We start from the raw sequence: 15,807 nt of genomic DNA, 5'->3' as shown, positions 1-15,807 counted from the left end.
CCAAGGATTTTGCCATGCCTGCCCACCGCCTTCGTTACCTGCTGCCGTTGCTGGCCACCCTGCTGCTCGGCGCCTGCTCTGAACCGCCGGCGCCAGCCAGTTTCGTCAATCGGGTATGGAGCGTCAGCGAGTCGCCGACAGTGAGCAAGGGCATGCTCTACGTGTTTCTCTCCGACGGCACGCTGGTGCTGGCGTCCAATGGCAATAAGCCGGCGTTTGGCCAATGGCAGCAAGACGGTGCCGATCTGGTGATGATCGAGGAAGGGCAGCGCTATAAGACCGAAGTGCTGATGGCCACCAAGGACATTCTGCAATTGCGTCAGCACAACCCCGGCGAGCCGGTGGAAATAACCCTGGTACCGGCTAACTGAGGCTAGGCACTACTGCTCGGTGGCCTCTTTCAAGCGCTGGTTGTTCACTGCATTGGCCGCATCGATCTGCTTCTGCATTGCCTGCATCTGTTGTTGTGCCTGCTGCGCCTGTTTGGCTTGCAGCTCGGCGGTGGCGGCCGTTTCGCCAAGGCCGCAGGCGCTCAGCAGGGTGGCGCTGGCGACGATGGCCAGGGTTTTGAAAAGGAACATGCTGCACTCCGCATAGGTGGGCTCAGGCCCGTTGCCGAACTCTAGCAAAAGCCTTTCTTAAACACTGCGGTGGACGACACAATGGCGACCGTTTCGACACTCTGGATCCCTGCCTGCGCAGGGATGACGGCGTAGCGATGATTAGCACCGTCCTCTGCACCCCTTGAACGTTCAGGCATGCGTTTTTGATGACCAAAACTCACCTTCACCAACGCTTTGTCGAACGGCTTAACGCCGATCTGCACAACGCCCAACTCGCCCTGCAAACCGCCCATGAAGCGGCCACGCATGAAGAGAATGTCGCCGAAAACAAATACGACACGCTGGGCTTGGAAGCGGGTTATCTGGCCCATGGCCAGGCGCGGCGCGTGGCCGAAATCGAGCAGGCGTTGCTGGCCTTTCGTGCCCTGCAACTGCGGGACTTCGATGCCGACAAGGGCATCCAGTTGAGCGCGCTGGTGCTGCTGGAAAACAAGAGCGGCCAACAGCGCCGGCTGTTTCTGGTGCCTGACGGGGCCGGGCTGAAAGTGCAGACCGAGGAGGGCGAGGTGATGAGCATCACCCCGCAATCGCCGATGGGGCAGAGTTTGCTAGGTAAAGCTGCCGGCGATGTGGTCTTGGTGAATGGGCAGGAATCCGAAGTTATCGAAGTCTGTTGATCTTGCTTTTGCTCTACTGCATTCGAGATCTTCCGGGCTAGAGCCAGGCAAGGCGCCCCGCAGCTTTTAAGCGCAGCGTACTCCAGTACGTGAGCATTAAAAGCGAGGACGCAACGCCGCCCGGCCGACGCCCGGCAGATCAGTGCCAAACACTAGCCGTAGCGCTTTTTGGCTTCGATAGCTAATCCGCTGCCGATACTGCCGAACGTATCGCCCTCGGCGTGGCGGGCGTTGGGCAACAAGCGCTGAATATTGGCGCGTAGCGCCGGAATACCGCTCGAACCACCGGTAAAAAACACGGTGTCGATGTCTTCGGTGCTCACGCCGGCATCGGCCAACAACTGCAACACGCTGCCATTGACCTTGCCCAGCAGGCCGTCGATGGATTCATCGAACAGCTCGCGGTTCAGCTCGGCCACCAGGCCCGGTTCAATGCGCTCCAGGGCGATATTGCGGCTGTCCATTTCCGTCAGTTCGATTTTGCTCTGCTCAACCTGCATGGCCAGCCAGTGCCCGGCACGCTGTTCGATCAGTTTGAAAAAACGGTCCAGACCATCGGTATCCAACGCGTCGTAGCGCATGTTCTTCAGCGCGGTTTGCGCCTGCTGTGAATACACGGCGTTGATGGTGTGCCAGGTCACCATGTTCAGGTGGTGGCTGGTGGGCATATAGGCCTGGTTTTTCATCCGGCTGCCGTAGCCGAACAGCGGCATCACGCCCGCCAGGCTCAGCTGCTTGTCGAAGTCGGTACCGCCGATGTGCACACCGCCGGTCGCCAGGATGTCGCTCTGGCGCTCGGGCAGCATATGGCGCTCGGGGGCCAGGCGAATCAGCGAGAAGTCCGAGGTACCGCCGCCGATGTCGACGATCAGTACCAACTCTTCGCGGCTGATGGTGCTTTCGTAGTCGAAAGCGGCGGCGATGGGTTCGTACTGGAACGACACGTCCTTGAAGCCCAGTTTCTTGGCCACCGCCACCAGCGTGTCCTGGGCTTCCTTGTCGGCTTTTTCATCGTCGTCGACAAAGAACACCGGCCGGCCCAGCACCACTTCTTCGAACGGGCGCTCGGCCACGGCTTCGGCGCGGGTTTTCAGCTCGCCGATAAAGAACCCGAGAATATCTTTGAACGGCAGCGCGCTGCCCAGCACGGCGGTTTCGCTTTTCAGCAGCTTGGAACCCAGCAGGCTTTTCAGCGAGCGCATCAGGCGGCCTTCATAGCCTTCCAGGTACTCGTGCAAGGCCAGGCGGCCATAAACCGGGCGGCGTTCTTCGAAGTTGAAGAAGACCACCGAGGGCAGGGTGATTTTTCCGTCTTCCAGCACAAGCAACGATTGCTCGCCGGGGCGCAGCCAGCCGACGGTGGAGTTGGACGTGCCAAAGTCGATGCCAATGGCACGAGCAGATTGCGCGTTGGTCATGATGAATTCCGGGTACAAAAAACGGCCGCGCAGTTTACGCGAAGGGGGAAGGTGATGCGCGATGAGGTTTGCGAAAACGATGAAGGGTTTTTATCGCCTGCCCCCCAACTTTATTCCGTCATTGTCGGGGGAGAAGGCAACAACCTCCGTTGTCCCAGCGCAGGCAGGGACCCAGAATCTCGTAGAAATACGACGCTTTTGAATCCGTGAAGAATCTGAAGCGGGGGAGTTGGCGCAAGCTGAGAAGCCGTCCAGCGTTTGCTTCTTTTTACCTGCGCACCTGGATCCCCGCCTGCGCGGGGATGACGGATGTTTTTCGAGGAGGTACGGCAGGCGATATTACGGAGTAATCAAGTAACCCTTGATCCCGGTAAAGATGATCTGCGCCGCCAGCGCGCACACGAACAACCCCATCAAGCGGCCAATAATCTCCAGCCCCTGGTCGCCCAGAATCCGTTCGAACTTGTCGCTCAGGTACAGCACCAGGCCCACGGTTACGCTGGCCAGAAAGATGGCCACCAGGGCGATCAGTTTGCTGTCCCAGTGCGGCTGGCCCGCGCCCATCACCAGCATGGCGCCGATGGTGCCGGGCCCGACGGTCAGCGGGATAGTCAGCGGCACGATGGTCACGTCCTGCTGCTGGTTGTCGCTCTGCACCACCGGCCGCCCCTGAGCCATGCCCAGCGCCGAAATAAACAGCACGCTGCCAGCGCCTATGCGGAAGGCGTCGATGGTGATGCCGAATACGGTGAAGATGCTCTGCCCGAACAGGTACAGCACGCTGCTGGCGATGACCACGCCGGTGGCCACTTTCCACGCCAGTTTTTTCCGCTCTTTGACGGTGTAGCCGCGGGTCATGCCGATAAAAACCGACAGCACGAAGAACGGGCTATAGAGCACCAGCATCTTCAAATACAGGCTGAACAGGGTGGACAACATCGGCAGGCTCGCAGGCAAAAAATAAGGATACGTCAGTGGGGCAGCGCGGAGTCGGAGGCTTCCTGGCGGCGGGCGTCGCGTTCGGCCACCCAGTGCTCCACCAGCTCGCGCAGGTTGGAGAGCTCCACCGGTTTGGCCATATGGCCGTCCATGCCCACTTGTCGCGCGCGTTCCTTGTGTTCGGACAGAATATGCGCGGTCAGTGCCACCACGGGGGTGCGCTGGCGCTGTTCACTGGCTTCCCAGGCACGCAGCTGTTCGGTGGCGGAAAAACCGTCCATCACCGGCATTTCGCAGTCCATCAGCACCAGGTCGTATTGCCGGGCTTTCATCGCGGTCAGGGCTTCTTCGCCGTTGCTGGCGGTGTCGGGCTGCAAATTGAGCTTGCCGAGCATGCCGCGAATCACCTTGGTGGAAATACTGTTGTCTTCGGCCACCAGAATGCGGAAGTCTTCGGGGAAGTCTTGCGGCGCCACCACCGGTGCATAGCTGCGCGGTTCCAGGCCGGGTTTGCGCTGGGCCAGCTCGTCAGCCAGGGTGGTTTTCAACGTGTAGCCGGCCACCGGTTTGGCCAGGATGCGTTTGATGCCGGCGTTGCGCGCAATGATCTTGCTCGGCGCATTGCTGATGCCGGTGAGCATGATCAACAGCACGTCGTGGTTGAGGCTGGGGTCTTCCTTGATCTTGGCCGCCAGTTGCATGCCGGTCATGCCGGGCATGTCCTGATCCAGCAGCACCACATCGAAGTACTCGCGGATATTGGCCTTGGTACGCAAAAGCGCCAGCGCTTCCTTGCCCGACGGCACCGCACTGACGGTCAGGCCCCAGGCGCTGCACTGTTGCAGCAATACCTTGCGGCAGGTTTCGTTGTCGTCCACCACCAACAGGCGTGCGCCTTGCAGCGGGCCGTCAAGGTCGGCGGTGGGGTTTTCCAGGCGCTCGGCGTCCAATGGCAGGGTCAGCCACAGCGTGTTGCCGGTGTTGCCACCGCTTTGAATGCCGAAGGTGCCGCTCATCAACCGCACCAGTTGCCGCGCAATGATCAGCCCCAGGCGGGCGCCCACGCCGGTGGCGGCCAGGAAGTCTTTACTGTGCAATTCGGCATTGAGCAGAGCGTCGCGTTCGGCGCTGTCCAGCGAGCGGCCGCTGTCCTGTACGGCAATGCGCAGGCGGGGCGCGTCGCCACTGGTGTCTACCGCAACCACGAGGAGAATTTCGCCTTCGTCGGTTTGCTTGAAGGCGTTGTCCAGCAGGCTCAGCAGGGTTTGCCGCAAACGCGTCGGGTCGCCGCTCACCACCCGTGGAACCTGGGGCTGCATAAAGCTGATGAGTTCGACTTTCTGCTGCTCGGCCTTGGCGCGGAAGATATCCAGACAGTCGTCGATCAGCGCATTGAGGTCGAACTGCACGTCATCGAGTTCGATCTGCCCGGACTCCAGCTTGGAGATGTCGAGAATCTCGTTGATCAGCGTGAGCAGTTCGTTGCCCGAACTGTGAATGGTTTGCACGTAGTCGCGCTGCTTGGTGGAGAGCTGGGTGCCCAGCAGCAGTTCGGTCATGCCCAGTACGCCGTTCATGGGCGTGCGAATTTCGTGGCTGATCTTGGCCAGGAATTCGGCCTTGGCTTTGAGCTCGGCGGAACTGGCGGCCAGGTCGCGGCTGATGGCGAAGTGTTCCTGCTGCAGACGCAGTTGCCGCTCGGCCAGCGCCAGGCTTTGCAGAAAACCGCTGATGGCGGCAAAGCACAGCAGGTTGTAGGCCAGCCAGTCGGAGTCGTTGGACCAGTAGCCGAACATCGAGGGCAGGGCGCCGATAAACGCGAGGTTGAAAATCAGCTGCGCCAGGGTAAACATCCGCGCCGGTTTATAGCCATGCATCCAGTGGAACGCCGCCACCAGCAAGACGCTGAGGTTGCTGACGGCGGTCATCAGATACACCGCCCGGTTGAATTGCAGGTGGTTGGCCGCCAGCACGATTACAGCCAGCAAGGTGATGGCGCCGCATTCGGCCAGCAGCACCCGGCGCCACAGACCGCTGGGTTGTACGCGTTTGAAAAAGCTCAGGGTGAACGCCAGATTGCAGAGCATGGCGAGCAGAATCGACAGATTGCCGATTTGCGCCTGCAGCCCCGGCCAGCCCACCAGCCACGGCGAATTGATACCCAGCAGTGTGGTGCTGGTGCCAAGCAGGCTCAATTGCGCCAGTGCCAACCACAGGCTGCTGCGAATACGGGTGTAGGCAAAGCGTACCAGGTTGTAGAGCAGCAGCAGGCCAAAGGCGGCCAGCAGCATGCCGTAGAGCAGCGGGCGGCTGTCATCGGCGGCCATGGCGCCGGCGTCATCGATGGTGATGGCCGGGCGCAGTGCATGACTGCTGGACAAGCGCAGGTACAGGTCGAGCGCATCGTTGCCGACCGGCAGGGGCAGCAGCAGATCGCGGCTGGGCAGTGGCCGTTCGGCCAGCGGGGTCTGGCTGCCGGTGCGGGTGCTGGAAATCAGCTCGCCATTGCGCAGTACGTAGAGGTCGAGATGGCCCAGGTACGGGCCGAACACCCGCAGCAGCCGCTCGCGGTTCCTGCCCGGCAGACGCACGTGGAGCCACTGCGCCATATTGTGCCCGGGGGTGGCCAATTGCTGGATATCGACAGGGGTGAAGCGGGCAGCGCTGCCGCTGGCGCGCACGTCGTTCAGGCTCAGGCTGGCGTCAGGGTCCAGCAGAACAGACCATTGGCCTTGCTCCGCTGCCGAGGCTGGCAGTGGTGACAGTGCAGCCCATACCAGGCTGACAACAAGTCCTATGGCAATCCTGAGCCCGCGCACAATGAAATCCCTTCAGGTTTGAGTGGTCGGATTATAGCCAAGCTATCATCGGCGGTAATACGCAAAAGGCAGCCATTGAGGCTGCCTTTTGTGCGATTTTGCCGACCAATTGCGTAATTACGCCCTCAATCTTCGCCACGCTCGCGGGCAATGGCGCGGTAGCCGATGTCGTTACGGTAGAAGCAGCCGTCCCAATCGATCTGTTTGGCCAGCTCATACGCGTGGGTTTGCGCTGCCGAAACGGTCTCGCCCAGGGCGGTGGCGCACAGTACGCGACCACCGGCAGTGACCACCTTGCCATCGTTCAGCGCGGTGCCGGCGTGGAACACTTTGCCGTGCTCGGAGACGGCGGCGTCCAGGCCCTTGATGGCCGCACCCTTGGCGTAGTCACCCGGGTAGCCGCCAGCGGCCATAACCACGCCCAGGCTGGGGCGCGGGTCCCATTGGGCTTCGATCTTGTCCAGGGCTTCGGCCAGTGCGCCTTCAATCAACAGCACCAGGCTCGACTGCAAGCGCAGCATGATCGGCTGGGTTTCCGGGTCGCCAAAGCGGCAGTTGAACTCGATGACCTTCGGGTTACCGGCCTTGTCGATCATCAAGCCGGCGTAGAGGAAACCGGTGTACACGTTGCCTTCGGCCGCCATGCCGCGCACGGTCGGCCAGATCACCTGGTCCATGGCGCGCTGGTGGACTTCGCTGGTGACCACCGGCGCCGGGGAGTAAGCGCCCATGCCACCGGTGTTGGGGCCGGTGTCGGCATCGCCTACACGTTTATGGTCCTGGCTGGTGGCCATTGGCAGCACATTCTTGCCGTCGACCATCACGATAAAGCTGGCTTCTTCGCCGTCCAGAAACTCTTCGATTACCACGCGCGAGCCAGCGTCACCAAAGGCATTGCCAGCGAGCATGTCGCGCACGGCGTCTTCGGCTTCCTGCAGGGTCATGGCGACAATCACGCCTTTACCGGCGGCCAGGCCATCGGCCTTGATCACGATCGGTGCGCCTTTCTCGCGCAGGTAAGCCAGCGCCGGCTCCACTTCGGTGAAATTCTGGTAGTCGGCAGTCGGGATGTTGTGGCGGGCGAGGAAGTCTTTGGTGAACGCCTTCGAGCCTTCAAGTTGCGCGGCGCCGGCGGTGGGGCCGAAGCAACGCAGGTTACGGCTGCGGAACAGGTCGACCACACCTTTTACCAACGGCGCTTCCGGACCAACGATGGTCAGGCTGACATTCTTTTCAGCGAAATCGGCCAGTTGCTCCAGGGCCAATACGTCGATGGCCACGTTCTCGCACTTAGCTTCGGTCGCGGTGCCGGCGTTGCCGGGTGCAACGAATACTTTTTCAACGCGCGGGTCTTGCGCAACTTTCCACGCCAGGGCGTGTTCACGACCGCCACTGCCAATGATCAATACATTCATGGTGCAAGCCTCTGTGGGGCGCCGAAGCGCGGGGGCTAAAAAATCAGGCGACGCCTATCGAGGGTGCGATGACGTAGGTAGATGCAAGGCGGATTGGGCTTTTGCGAGCGGAGTTGCCGCCTGGCAATGAGCATCGCAAAAGTCCAATCCAACGCCGCAGATGCCTGCGTCAGCGCAGCCGTCTTAGTGTCTAAAGTGACGCATGCCGGTGAACACCATCGCGATGCCGGCTTCATCGGCCGCGGCAATCACCTCGTTATCACGCATCGAGCCGCCTGGCTGAATCACGGCGGTGATGCCGTTTTTCGCCGCGTTATCGATACCGTCACGGAACGGGAAGAACGCGTCCGATGCCATGACCGCGCCCTGCACTTGCAGGCCGGCGTGCTCGGCTTTGATGGCGGCGATACGGGCGGAGTTCACCCGGCTCATCTGGCCGGCGCCGACACCGATGGTTTGGCGATTCTTGGCGTAGATGATGGCGTTGGACTTCACGTACTTGGCCACTTTCCAGGCGAAGATCAGGTCGTGAATTTCCTGCTCGGTCGGTGCGCGTTTGGTCACCACTTTCAGGTCGTCGGCGGTGATCATGCCGATGTCGCGGCTCTGTACCAGCAGGCCGCCGTTAACGCGTTTGTAATCCCAGGCGGCGGCGCGCTCGGCGCTCCACTCACCGCAGGCCAGCAGGCGTACGTTGGCTTTGGCCGCGACCACTTCGCGGGCCTCGGCACTGACGCTGGGGGCAATGATCACTTCCACGAACTGACGGTCGACGATGGCTTTGGCGGTGGCCGCGTCCAGCTCACGGTTGAAGGCAATGATGCCGCCGAAGGCCGACTCGGTGTCGGTGGCGTAGGCCAGTTCGTAGGCCTGGCGAATGCCGCCTTCGCTGTCCAGGGCTACGGCGACGCCGCATGGGTTGGCGTGCTTGACGATTACGCAGGCCGGTTTGACGAAGCTCTTCACGCATTCCAGCGCGGCGTCGGTATCGGCCACGTTGTTGAACGACAGTTCCTTGCCTTGCAATTGGGTGGCAGTGGCCACGCTCACTTCGGCGGGCTTGGCTTCCACGTAGAACGCCGCGCTCTGGTGCGGGTTCTCGCCGTAGCGCATTTCCTGGGCCTTGATGAACTGGCTGTTGAAGGTGCGCGGGAATTCGCTGCGGCCTTCGGTGCTCAGGGTTTCAGCGGCCTGGTTAACGGTGCCCATATAGTTGGCGATCATGCCGTCGTAGGCAGCGGTGTGTTCGAAGGCCTTGAGCATCAGGTCGAAGCGCTGCGCGTAGGTCAGGCCGCCGGCCTTGAGGTTTTCCAGCACGTTGGTGTAGTCGCTGGCGTTCACCACGATGGCCACGTCTTTGTGGTTCTTGGCAGCCGAGCGAACCATGGTCGGGCCGCCGATATCGATGTTCTCGATGGCGGTCGGCAGGTCGCAGCCGGGTTTGGAGATCGTGGCTTCGAAGGGGTAAAGGTTGACCGCCACCAGGTCGATCGGCTTGATGCCGTGCTCGGCCATGATCGCGTCGTCGGTGCCGCGGCGACCGAGAATGCCACCGTGGATTTTCGGGTGCAGGGTTTTCACCCGGCCATCCATCATTTCCGCAAAGCCGGTGTAATCGGCGACTTCGACGGCGGCTACGCCATTGTCCTTGAGCAGTTTGAAGGTGCCGCCGGTGGACAGAATCTCCACGCCAATGGCGGACAGCTCACGGGCAAACTCGAGGATGCCGGTCTTGTCGGAAACGCTGATCAAGGCACGGCGAACGGGTAGGCGGGTGGTTTGGTCGGTCATCTCGGTTTCCATCTAAAGCGAAGAAATCAGCAAAAAAGGGCGGCTGTTTGATCAGTCCGCCCTTTTTCGTATGAATGCATGCTTACAGCAGGTCGTATTGCTTGAGCTTTTTACGCAGGGTTCCGCGGTTCAGGCCGAGCAGTTCGGAAGCCTTGGTCTGGTTGCCCTTGACGTAATTCATCACGGTTTCCAGCAGCGGTGCTTCGACTTCGGAAAGCACCAGGTTGTAGACATCACACACATCTTGCCCGTCGAGGTGGGCGAAGTAGTTGTGCAGCGCCTTCTCCACATTGCCGCGTAAGGTCTGGCCTTCATCGCTCGGCGTGTTGAGGTGCTGTTTCAAATTGACGTTATCGGTCACAGGTGCAATTCCACTCACTAAAGTCTCAGTCATCATCGTCATGCGGCCACCTCTTCTCCATCGTTGTGACGTTCGGCGAAGAACTGCCGAACGCTGGCGCATTGCACGTCCGTGTTTTCCAGACGATTGAATTGGGCGCGAAACTCCCTGGCGCCCGGCAGGGTGGCGAGGTACCAGCCAACGTGTTTGCGCGCTATTCGCGGGCCCATCACGTCGCCGTAGAAACTGTGCAGTTCGGCCAGATGCTCTAGCAGAATGCGTTCCACCTCATACAACGTCGGCGCCGGCAGGTGAGTGCCGGTGCGTAAAAAATGTTCGATCTCGCGAAAGATCCACGGCCGGCCCTGAGCAGCACGACCAATCAACAACCCATCGACCCCGGTGCTGTCCAGCACCTGCCGGGCCTTCTCTGGCGAGGTGATGTCGCCATTGGCGAACACCGGAATCGACACCGCCTGCTTGATCGCGGCGATGGTGTCGTACTCGGCTTCCCCGGTGTACAAATCGGCGCGGGTACGACCGTGAACGGCGAGGGCGGTAATGCCGGATTCTTCGGCAATGCGCGCAACGGTGATGCCGTTTTTATTGTCGCGGTCCCAACCGGTGCGAATTTTCAGGGTGACCGGTACATCTACCGCGGCAACCACAGCCTGCAAAATCGCACTGACCAGCGCTTCGTCCTTGAGCAGCGCAGAACCGGCTGCCTTGTTGCAGACCTTTTTGGCCGGGCAACCCATATTGATGTCGATTATCTGCGCGCCCAGATCCACGTTAGCTCGTGCAGCGTCGGCCAGCATCTGTGGATCACCACCGGCTATCTGAACCGAGCGAGGCTCGGGATCGTCGGCATGTATCAAACGCAAACTGGATTTGCGTGTGTTCCACAGACTCATGTCGCTGGTAACCATTTCCGATACCACCATGCCGGCTCCGAGACGCCGGCACAGCTGGCGAAACGGGCGATCAGTGACACCCGCCATGGGGGCGAGAATCAACGGATTGGGCAATGTATACGGGCCGATGCGTACCGCCGACATGGGGCTTCCCTGCTGAGAAAGGCGGATCTGAGAGTGCGAAAAAGGGTTGGCATGATACCCGCTCTCGATGACCGGATAAAGGTTGTTTTGGATAAATTATGAACAGTTTTAGCGAGCCGAAAAGCCGCGCAATGCAACTGCAAATGGCAAAAATGTCGTGTGAAAAATCACTCTGGGGAGTGAAAGCTCAGGCTGTAATTCACGGCTTTGTTGCCCGGATCGAGGATGTCCAGGGAGATGTGAATCGGCGTTTGCGGTGGCATTTCGGCCTGCCCTGCCAACTCGCCAGCCAGGTATTCGCTGGGCTTGAAGCGACGACTGGCAAGTAGTTGACCGTTGAGGTCGGCAAAGCGGATTTCCAGCAGCGGGAACGGCTGGGCGAAGGTGGCGCGGTTGTAGATGATGGCATCGACCACCAGTGCACCATTGAAGTCCGGGTGGCTGCGCACCACCAGGTTGCTGCTCTTGATCAGGCTGATTTCCACCTTGGAGGGCAGGCTGCAGCCGATGTTCGGGCACAGAGTTTCGAACCATGGGCGGTATTGGTCCTGGCGCGCCAGTTCGTCGAAGTGGTAAGCGACGTATTGGGTGGCCAACGCCGCGGCACCGATCAGATTCAGCAGGCCCCAGGCGATCCAGCGGCCCCAGGGTTTGCGCTGTTCTTGCCAGTCCAGTTGCAGCGGGTCGTCGGCCAGGTGGAACAGGCTGTCATCGCGCAGCGCGGGCTCGGCTCGCTCGGGCTTATTGAGGTTTTTGACCGCCGAGAAGTTGTTGCGCTCGGGGGCGTTATCGTCTGGCTCGTCGTCCATCGAACGATCGAAGCTACGGTCGGCGCTGAGCTTGAAGGCTGGCGCTAGATCATCGTCTTCATCGTCGATATGGCCGTTGCCCAAGGTCGGTTCGTCATCGACGGGCACCGGTTCGCGCGCCTCGGGAGTAGCAACCGGCCGGGCACGGAACACCGGCGGCGGTGGTACGAGGCTCGGTGCGGGTGGTTCGATACCGCCGGTGATCGCAACCGGTGCGGTTTCCTTTTTCAGCAGGGCTTCGGCCCAGCCTTCATCGTGCTGATCGTCAATGCGATCGGGCGCTTTGAGGAAATCATCTTTGGGTTTGGCCGCCGCTGGTGTCAGCGACATGAACTCCTGGGACAACTGCAGCTCTTGCTGCTCCAGCTTGGCCAGCTCTTCGTCGAGGCTGTCGAGGTCCAGGTCGTCGTGAATCCACAGGGTTTCGCTGGTGGCTTTGCCAGCGGTGGGAATGGCGGCTGCCGGCACCGGTTGGGCAGGCGTCGGGGCAGGCGTTGGCACTGGGGGCGCCGGCGGTTTCGGCGCAGCCGCCTTGGGCATGAAGGTCTGCACCGGGTGCTCGTCGAGAATCTGCTGCGCTGCGTTGAACACATGCAGGCACGCCCCGCAACGCACAGCGCCATGCGCGGCACCCAGCTGCGTACTGCTAACGCGAAAGCTGGTGCGGCAATGTGGGCATTGGGTGACGAAGCTGGCGGTCATGCAGTATTCCGGAGGGTGCGCAAATCAATCGGGGGCTAGTTTAACTCAAGGTTCGCGGCAGGCGAGATTCAGCGGCGACGACCGCTGATACGCACCCAGCCGTCTTTTTCGGCCGTTGGGTCCAGCACGAATGCATCGGCGTAGGCCGCGCGAACTTCTTCGGCTTGTTCGGCAAGGATACCCGACAGCGCCAGGCGGCCGTTGGGTTGTACCAGCGCGGTGATCGTTCCAGCGAGTTGGACCAGCGGACCGGCAAGAATGTTCGCCACGACCACTTCGGCCTGCTGCTTGGGCAAGTCTTCAGGCAGGTACAGCGGGAAACGCGCCGGGTCGATGCCATTGCGCCCGGCGTTGTCACGCGAGGCTTCCAGGGCCTGAATGTCGATATCGGTGCCGACCGCCTGTTTGGCGCCGAGCAACAAGGCGGCGATGGCGAGAATGCCCGAGCCGCAGCCGAAATCCAGTACGTCCACGCCGTTCAGTTCCTGGCCGTCCAGCCATTCCAGGCACAGGGCGGTGGTGGGGTGGGTGCCGGTGCCGAACGCCAGGCCCGGATCGAGCAGCAGGTTCACCGCCTCGGGCTCGGGTGCGGCGTGCCAGCTCGGCACAATCCACAGGCGCCGCCCAAAACGCATGGGCTGGAAGTTATCCATCCAGCTGCGTTCCCAATCCTGGTCTTCGATGCGTTCCACCTGATGGTCCGGCAGCGTGCCGCCGGTCAGCAGCGTCAGGTGTGCCAGCAGGTTGGCTTCATCCACATCGGCTTCGAACAGGGCCAGCAGATGGGTGCGCGACCACAGCGGGGTGGTGCCCAGGTCCGGCTCGTAAATCGGTTGGTCTTCGGCGTCCATAAAGGTTACCGATACCGCGCCCACCGACAGCAGGGCGTCTTCGTAGGTTTCTGCCTGTTCCGGGCTGATGGCGAGACGGACTTGTAACCACGGCATAACGAACAACCTCGAAGACGGTGCTTTAAAAAGACTGGGCTTTAACAGGGCGGCAAGCTTACTTGAGCAGCCGGCGCGGCACCAGCCGCGCGGCGCGCGGGGTCCAGCCCGCGATAGCCCAGGTGGCAGGCGCCGCCGGCGAGCAGCGCCGGAAGCAGCAAGTTAACGACAGGCACCAAGGCTAATAGCAGAATCAGCAAACCAAACGCCAGCATGGCACCGCGCTGGCCGTTGATGGCCTCGAGTTGCTCGCTGCTGGACACCAGGCTGCCGAAAGCGGCCGGGGTTAGAAAGCGCACATTCAAATACGCCAGCAGCATTACCAGCAGCACGCCATTAACCAGCGGAATCAGCAGGCACGCCAAGGTGCCCAGGGTGAAACCCAGCCAAGGGCCGAGAATGTAGCGGGCGCCGAGCAGCAGGCTGTCATCGCCGGTCGCACGCTGTTGAAGGGCCGGGTAATGGCGTAGACACCGTGCCCGCACCTTGCCCATCAGCACCCAGCGCAGTGCAACGCGAATGCTCAGCACGATGGCGCCGCTGTACAGCACCACCGCCATTACCAGGGCCAGGGCCGCCACGTACAACACCAGCATGCCCAAGGGGCCGGCCATGCCCGCCATACCGCCGCTCCCGCCGCCACCACCCAGGCCCGGCAAAAAGCCGAGCATGGCGCCGCCGTACACAATGAAAAACGACAACGCGCCGCAGCCGATGCCGATCTGCTCGTAGTAATGGAAAAACACCCAAGTCCACAGCACCGACGCCAGCACGCAAATACCGGCCGAGCGCAGCAGGATGCCGGGGCGCAGGCTGTCCCTGAATGCCAGCCCCAGACAGGCAAACGCCTCGCGAAAGGCCGCAAGAGAGGCGTCAAAAGCACGTTTTATAGCCACAGAATCCATTCTCCTCGGTGCGCACCAGCGTTCATGCGGCAAACAAAAAAGGCCGCATCAAGCGGCCTTTCTTTACAGCAATGTCGACTAGTGAATGCCGAGCTTTTTCTCGAGGTAGTGGATATTCACCCCACCTTTGCAGAAGCCCTTGTCCCGAACCAGATCACGGTGCAGCGGGATATTGGTCTTGATCCCGTCCACCACAATCTCATCCAGCGCATTACGCATCCGCGCCATAGCCTCGTCACGGGTGGCCCCGTAGGTGATCAGCTTGCCGATCAGCGAGTCATAGTTCGGCGGTACGCTGTAGCCGCTGTACAGGTGCGAATCCACGCGCACGCCGTTGCCGCCCGGGGCATGGAAGTGCTTGACCTTGCCGGGGCTCGGCATAAAGGTCGACGGGTCTTCGGCGTTGATCCGGCATTCCAGGGCATGGCCGCGGATTACCACATCTTCCTGCTTGATCGACAGCTTGTTGCCAGCGGCGATGCTGAGCATCTCCTTGACGATGTCGATGCCAGTGACCATCTCCGATACCGGGTGCTCCACCTGAACGCGGGTGTTCATCTCGATAAAGTAGAAGCGACCGTTCTCGTACAGGAACTCGAAGGTGCCGGCGCCACGGTAGCCAATGTCGATACAGGCTTTGACGCAACGGGCGAACACTTCCTGGCGCGCGGTTTCGTCGATGCCCGGAGCCGGCGCTTCTTCCAATACCTTCTGGTGGCGGCGCTGCAGCGAGCAGTCGCGGTCACCCAGGTGAATGGCGTTGCCCTGGCCGTCGGACAGTACCTGCACTTCCACGTGACGTGGGTTGGTGAGGAACTTCTCGAGGTAGACCATCGGGTTGCCGAACGCGGCACCGGCTTCGGTACGGGTCAGCTTGGCCGATTTGATCAGGTCGTCTTCGTCGTGCACCACACGCATGCCGCGACCACCGCCGCCGCCAGCGGCTTTGATGATCACCGGGTAGCCGACTTCGCGGCCAATGCGCAGGGCCGTTTCTTCGTCTTCGGGCAGCGGGCCGTCGGAACCGGGAACGGTGGGTACGCCCGCCGCGATCATGGCGTGCTTGGCCGATACCTTGTCGCCCATCAGGCGGATGGTGTCGGCTTTGGGGCCGATAAAGGCAAAACCGGATTTCTCTACCTGCTCGGCAAAGTCGGCGTTCTCGGCGAGAAAGCCATAGCCTGGGTGAATGGCGGTGGCGCCGGTCACTTCGGCCGCGGCAATGATTGCCGGAATATGCAGGTAGGATTTGTTCGCGGGGGCAGGGCCGATACACACCGTCTCGTCTGCCAGGCCCAGGTGCATCAGCTCACGGTCGGCGGTGGAGTACACCGCGACGGTCTTGATACCCAGTTCCTTGCAAGCGCGCAGGATGCGCAAGGCAATTTCGCCGCGGTTGGCGATCAGCACTTTTTCCAACATCG

General features: G+C 61.2%; 14 protein-coding genes. 2 read left to right on the top strand and 12 right to left on the bottom strand.

Going from position 1 to position 15,807, the window contains the following annotated elements; translation table 11 throughout:
* The first annotated feature begins 14 nt into the window (after window positions 1-14).
* On the top strand, window positions 15-371 hold the full coding sequence (locus PKE98_RS11970) for a hypothetical protein (RefSeq protein ID WP_271195504.1): 357 nt from the start codon (window positions 15-17) through the stop codon (window positions 369-371).
* Window positions 372-380: 9 nt separating this feature from the next.
* On the opposite strand, the gene PKE98_RS11965 is transcribed toward PKE98_RS11970, so the two are convergent.
* The gene (locus tag PKE98_RS11965; RefSeq protein ID WP_271195503.1) at window positions 381-581 is read right to left on the bottom strand and encodes a hypothetical protein; all 201 of its coding nucleotides are present in this window, start codon (window positions 579-581) and stop codon (window positions 381-383) included.
* 188 nt (window positions 582-769) lie between these two features.
* On the opposite strand from PKE98_RS11965, the gene PKE98_RS11960 reads away from it, so the two are divergent.
* Complete coding sequence (locus PKE98_RS11960) at window positions 770-1,240, top strand: GreA/GreB family elongation factor (RefSeq protein ID WP_271195502.1); 471 nt, start codon at window positions 770-772, stop codon at window positions 1,238-1,240.
* A 152-nt stretch (window positions 1,241-1,392) separates the two neighbouring features.
* On the opposite strand, the gene PKE98_RS11955 is transcribed toward PKE98_RS11960, so the two are convergent.
* The 11 genes from PKE98_RS11955 to accC all read right to left on the bottom strand — a co-directional run bounded on the left by PKE98_RS11955 (window position 1,393) and on the right by accC (window position 15,805).
* Window positions 1,393-2,658: an Hsp70 family protein gene (locus tag PKE98_RS11955; RefSeq protein ID WP_271195501.1), complete on the bottom strand. Its 1,266-nt coding sequence runs from the start codon at window positions 2,656-2,658 to the stop codon at window positions 1,393-1,395.
* A 339-nt stretch (window positions 2,659-2,997) separates the two neighbouring features.
* Window positions 2,998-3,597, bottom strand: a complete 600-nt coding sequence (gene tspR / locus PKE98_RS11950; RefSeq protein ID WP_271195500.1) for a type III secretion system genes modulator TspR — start codon at window positions 3,595-3,597, stop codon at window positions 2,998-3,000.
* Window positions 3,598-3,629: 32 nt separating this feature from the next.
* Window positions 3,630-6,416: a hybrid sensor histidine kinase/response regulator family protein gene (locus tag PKE98_RS11945; protein ID WP_271195499.1), complete on the bottom strand. Its 2,787-nt coding sequence runs from the start codon at window positions 6,414-6,416 to the stop codon at window positions 3,630-3,632.
* A 125-nt stretch (window positions 6,417-6,541) separates the two neighbouring features.
* Entirely contained in the window at window positions 6,542-7,831 is a 1,290-nt protein-coding gene (gene purD / locus PKE98_RS11940; protein WP_271195498.1) for a phosphoribosylamine--glycine ligase, read from the bottom strand.
* A gap of 183 nt (window positions 7,832-8,014) precedes the next feature.
* Window positions 8,015-9,622: a bifunctional phosphoribosylaminoimidazolecarboxamide formyltransferase/IMP cyclohydrolase gene (purH, locus tag PKE98_RS11935; RefSeq protein WP_271195497.1), complete on the bottom strand. Its 1,608-nt coding sequence runs from the start codon at window positions 9,620-9,622 to the stop codon at window positions 8,015-8,017.
* 82 nt (window positions 9,623-9,704) lie between these two features.
* Window positions 9,705-10,025, bottom strand: a complete 321-nt coding sequence (gene fis / locus PKE98_RS11930) for a DNA-binding transcriptional regulator Fis (RefSeq protein WP_108098422.1) — start codon at window positions 10,023-10,025, stop codon at window positions 9,705-9,707.
* Window positions 10,022-11,020 carry a tRNA dihydrouridine synthase DusB gene (gene dusB / locus PKE98_RS11925; RefSeq protein ID WP_271195496.1) on the bottom strand — a complete coding sequence of 333 codons (999 nt, stop codon included), beginning with the start codon at window positions 11,018-11,020 and terminating at the stop codon, window positions 10,022-10,024. Before dusB ends, fis begins: the two co-directional genes overlap by 4 nt.
* Before the next feature lie 167 nt (window positions 11,021-11,187).
* The gene (locus PKE98_RS11920; protein ID WP_271195495.1) at window positions 11,188-12,531 is read right to left on the bottom strand and encodes a DUF3426 domain-containing protein; all 1,344 of its coding nucleotides are present in this window, start codon (window positions 12,529-12,531) and stop codon (window positions 11,188-11,190) included.
* Window positions 12,532-12,599: 68 nt separating this feature from the next.
* On the bottom strand, window positions 12,600-13,478 hold the full coding sequence (gene prmA / locus PKE98_RS11915) for a 50S ribosomal protein L11 methyltransferase (protein WP_271195494.1): 879 nt from the start codon (window positions 13,476-13,478) through the stop codon (window positions 12,600-12,602).
* Between the two features lie 41 nt (window positions 13,479-13,519).
* Window positions 13,520-14,374: an EI24 domain-containing protein gene (locus PKE98_RS11910; protein WP_271195493.1), complete on the bottom strand. Its 855-nt coding sequence runs from the start codon at window positions 14,372-14,374 to the stop codon at window positions 13,520-13,522.
* A gap of 87 nt (window positions 14,375-14,461) precedes the next feature.
* Entirely contained in the window at window positions 14,462-15,805 is a 1,344-nt protein-coding gene (gene accC, locus PKE98_RS11905; RefSeq protein WP_271195492.1) for an acetyl-CoA carboxylase biotin carboxylase subunit, read from the bottom strand.
* Between the last annotated feature and the right edge of the window lie 2 nt (window positions 15,806-15,807).

The organism is Pseudomonas turukhanskensis, from assembly GCF_027922365.1.
Lineage (GTDB): Bacteria > Pseudomonadota > Gammaproteobacteria > Pseudomonadales > Pseudomonadaceae > Aquipseudomonas > Aquipseudomonas turukhanskensis.
Note: the sequence above shows the minus strand (reverse complement) of the source record. Positions and strands in the feature narration are given on the sequence as shown.